General features: G+C 34.8%; 3 protein-coding genes. All 3 read left to right on the top strand.

Features of this window, described 5'->3' with window-relative positions:
• Positions 1–187 precede the first annotated feature (187 nt).
• The 3 genes from GOQ29_RS09270 (at position 188) to GOQ29_RS09260 (ending at position 2,824) form a co-directional block, all read left to right on the top strand.
• Positions 188–586, top strand: a complete 399-nt coding sequence (locus GOQ29_RS09270) for a GntR family transcriptional regulator (protein ID WP_203372371.1) — start codon at positions 188–190, stop codon at positions 584–586.
• A complete protein-coding gene (locus GOQ29_RS09265) occupies positions 583–1,953 on the top strand; it encodes a DUF5808 domain-containing protein (protein WP_203372370.1) in 1,371 nt (456 codons plus the stop codon). Before GOQ29_RS09270 ends, GOQ29_RS09265 begins: the two co-directional genes overlap by 4 nt.
• A 457-nt stretch (positions 1,954–2,410) precedes the next feature.
• Entirely contained in the window at positions 2,411–2,824 is a 414-nt protein-coding gene (locus GOQ29_RS09260; RefSeq protein WP_203372369.1) for a sigma factor-like helix-turn-helix DNA-binding protein, read from the top strand.
• Positions 2,825–2,953 lie beyond the last annotated feature (129 nt).

The raw sequence follows: 2,953 nt of genomic DNA, 5'->3' as shown, positions 1-2,953 counted from the left end.
GAAGAAGGCATAAAAAATGCCCCTCACTTTTCTTAAGGAAAAAGTGAAGGGGTTGGATGGGTTTCGATATTTTTAAATCAATATATTTAGTTGCTGCCTAAAAAGCAATGTATTCCTTGACACTAAGTATTATTTGTATTATAATTTATAATACAAATAATACTTAGTTGATTGGTGGAGGATATAAATGATAATTAAACTAAATACTGCAAGTTCAACGCCTATCTATGTACAATTGCGTAATCAAATTGTTATGGGAATAGGTCGAGGAGATTTAAAAATTGGCCAGGGCTTACCTACTGTCCGGCAAATGGCTGAAGATATTGGTATTAATATGATGACAGTAACAAAAGTCTATACTATTCTTAAAAATGAAGGTTTCATTGAAATTGACCGTCGGCATGGAGCAAAAATTAAGCCCACAGCACTCTTAACTGATAATTTTTCAGAAAAAATTGAAAGTGAACTAGCTTTACTAATTACTGAATCATCACTTAAGGGTATTGAAAAAGAACATTTTTTAAAGATGTGTGCTGAAATGTTTGACCGTTTGAATATTTCACAAGTTGCAGGAGGGAACATATGATTTCTATAGTTATTAATTTATTTGTTACACTGGTGGTTTTGATTACTCTTATTTTAACGAATAAAACCGCTGAAAAGGCAAATGGCAATATTCTTCTCGGGGTATCACTTCCTCGTTTAGAACTCCAAAATAATAAAGTGCAAAAAATCGTTCAAGAATATCATAAAACATATACTTTAGCAGGTGTAATATTCTTTTTGCTTATGCTCCCCCTTTTAATTATTTCAAAATACGTATCGATCAGCATATTATATATTTTGGCTTGGTGCTGTTTGCTTTTCTTTGTAAACAGTCTTATTCAAAAAAGGTACTTTAATAAATTATATACGTTAAAAAAAGAAAACAAGTGGTATGTTGGTGAAAAACACACTATCAGTATTGACACGGAAGTAAGCAGATTAAAAGGTAAAATGCCTACTTCGCAGTTTTGGTTTTTTCTAGCTTTTATTATTTCGATAATACCTATCTTACTATTGTTGTATAAACAAGAGCATCATTATTTCTCTTGGGTATTTCCAATTTGTTCACTTATAAGTGTAGTAATAGGATTTCTAGCCTACATGATAGTTACAAAGGAACGGACTATCACATATTCGGAAAATACAGAAATAAATCTTGCGCTGAATCAGATTTATAAACATCAATGGTCAAAATGCTGGATTCTGCAAGCTCACATTGGAAGCATTCTTTATACGCTTATGTTTTTCTTAGTTCAATATCGTGTCCTTGATTCATTTGTGATAATGGCATTGCTTGGTATATCTACTTGTTTAACCTATGCACCTATTTTATCGGCATATTATACAGTAAGAGATGAACGTCATAATCTGCTCTTATTTACTTCTGAGGAAGTTTACACCGATGAAGACCAATACTGGGCAACAGGAAATTACAATAATCCCAATGACAAACGTGTCTGGGTTGAAAAGCGCATAGGCTTTGGAACTACGGTTAATATGGCATCTAAGTTTGGAAAATTTATAAATGTTTTTCTAGCCATAATTGTAATAGGCACAATAGCCCTTGCAAAGTTTGTAATGCCACTAGATTTTGGCACTGTGGAATTTGAACTGAAAAATCATATAGCTTATATAAGCGCACCAATGTATAGTGATTCTTTTTCGATAGATGATGTGAAAGCAATAGAGCAAATAGATCAACTTCCCAAAATGAGCAAACGCAATGGTGGGGATAGTGATAGTTTTTATGTGGGTAAATTTAATGTACAGGGATATGGAAATTGCTCGGTATATGTTCATCGGAACAATTCCCCCTATATTGTTATTACTCTTTCAGATAGGACTATTATTTTTAATGGAGCCACACCTGAAAAAACGTATGAATTCTATTTTCTTCTAAAACAGTAATATTAATTCAACACTATTGTGCATTAAAATAATCTGCCAAACGGCATATAAAAAAAAGCCGCCGTTTGGCAGAGAAATCATTATGCTCAAAGAGTAGCTAAGGTTAATCGGCGGTTTTGAAATAACATTCAAAGCCGCCGTGTTTTTGGAAAAACGGAATAGCGGAGGATGTATTAAAGTTGCCCATTTTTGAGGACACGACGGTATCTGTGGAGGTATCGCCGTGTCTATTTCATTTTCTATCTCGGTTAACTGGTTAAAAAAAGTTTGCCATCATTATGGGGAAGTTATGCTCAAGAACACGAACTAACAGTTCACATAGAACACCGCCTTAACTTCTCAAAAGGCACACAGTCAGGCATAACTTTGCCTCTGTGTTGTTGGTCTACACCGATGCCGTTCTCCTCCAGCCTCCAAATTTTCACCTGAACACATTGAAAATTTGGAGGTTAAAACGATGAAGGAATATACATTAATTGTAAAGGGGAAACGAATCCCTGTTACCTATGAGGTATATAAAGCCTATTACCAAGAATACGAACACGAGAGATACCTAAAAAATAAGGCTGCCAAACACGAACACTCTTTGGAGCAATTTCGCGAAGCTGGCGTATCCATAGAATTTATCTGCTTGGATAGCTTAACTCCTGTTGAGGATGAAGTGCTGGAATCAGAACAGCTAAGTTATTTTCGTTGCTGTTTGGACAAGCTAAGTGCAGAAGAACAGCAAATCATCTATGGTATCTTTTTCGAGGAAAAGACTGAAAAACAGTTAGCACAACAACTGCAGATATCCGCTTCAGCAGTTGGATACAGGGAACGCAAAATTTTGAAAGCTTTGCTTCAAAAAATGAAAGGCTACTACAAGTAGTCCGTACTCATTATACAGGAAAGTTCCCCGATGTTCATTTGAGGCCACTGAAAAAGTCCAAAAAAGACAGAAGTTTAGCACTTAAAGATTTTTCTGGGCGATAGCCCGTTGATTTATAAAGAATATTAA

Source organism: Anaeromonas gelatinilytica (assembly GCF_016820635.1).
GTDB lineage: Bacteria > Bacillota > Clostridia > Tissierellales > SIT17 > Anaeromonas > Anaeromonas gelatinilytica.
Note: the sequence above shows the minus strand (reverse complement) of the source record. Positions and strands in the feature narration are given on the sequence as shown.